At 44.2% G+C, this 1,042-nt stretch carries 1 protein-coding gene; it reads right to left on the minus strand.

The window, feature by feature from the left end; all coding sequences use genetic code 11:
• On the minus strand, positions 1-943 hold a 943-nt coding region (locus tag R7O12_RS26890; protein WP_318127117.1), incomplete at its 3' end, for a cation:proton antiporter.
• Positions 944-1,042: the final 99 nt, after the last annotated feature.

The raw sequence follows: 1,042 nt of genomic DNA on the forward strand, positions 1-1,042 counted from the left end.
ATTCGCTGTAGTTAAACAGTGATAAAGAAGCGAGTAGGGAAGTACGCACGCGAAACTTAAAGTGGTTGATTGTGAGGAAGTATAGCAACCCTTTAATAGGTAGAAGGACAATGAATAAAAGCGCTAGTGCGATACCCGTTAGACTCAAAGATGCGGATAAGCCGATATTTAAGAAGAAGCAGACGAGAAAGAGCTCTTTCATATTAAATAGCGATTTAGACAACTCTGACGCTTTACGGTGACCAGCGAGCATCATGCCAAGAATCAAGGCGCCAAGGTCTGGTTTCATTCCAACTAACTCAAACAGTCCGGCACCCACAACAAGCGCGAAGAAAATGCCGAACAGCACTAACATCTCGCCGTGGCCTACTTTATCCAATAACTTGTAAAACAGCGGGCGCAGGAGAGGAAGAGCAAATAGACCTATGGCGTACCATTCTGGCACTTTGCCTGTTGAAACAGTCAGAAACACGACCGCGAAGATATCTTGCATAACCAAAATACCGACGGCCAGTGTGGCGTATGTCGCGTTGAGTTCACCTTTTTCCTGCAGTGTTTTTACCGCGAAAACAGTGCTAGAGAAGGAAAGTGCAAAGGCTAGGAGCAATATCTGCCCGCTTTCCATACTTGCAAGGGACGTTAATCCAAGCAGTTTCAGCCCTGACAACGCAAGGGCAAAAAAAGCGGTTGAAAGAATATTGTGCGTTGTTGCGCCGCCCCAAATTTCTTTGGAAAGCAATGTTTTTACATCGAGCTTTAAGCCAATAGTAAAAAGCAAAAGAGTAACGCCGAGATCAGCCAGAGTGACAATAACGTCATTACTTTGATAGCCAAAGGCATGTAAGCCAAAACCCGCTAGTAGAAAACCGACTAGAGGGGGAAGGCTGCATTTGAGCGCGATGAAGCCTGCTAAAAAAGCCGTTGTAATTAGAATAATTTCCATACTGTTGAGCTAGATTCCTGATATACGAAAACGGGCTGTGAAAACACAGCCCGAGATTGTAACTCAATTAGTTGTATAAACTTAGTCTTCTAGTAACTT

This window comes from Vibrio sp. Vb1574 (assembly GCF_033338675.1).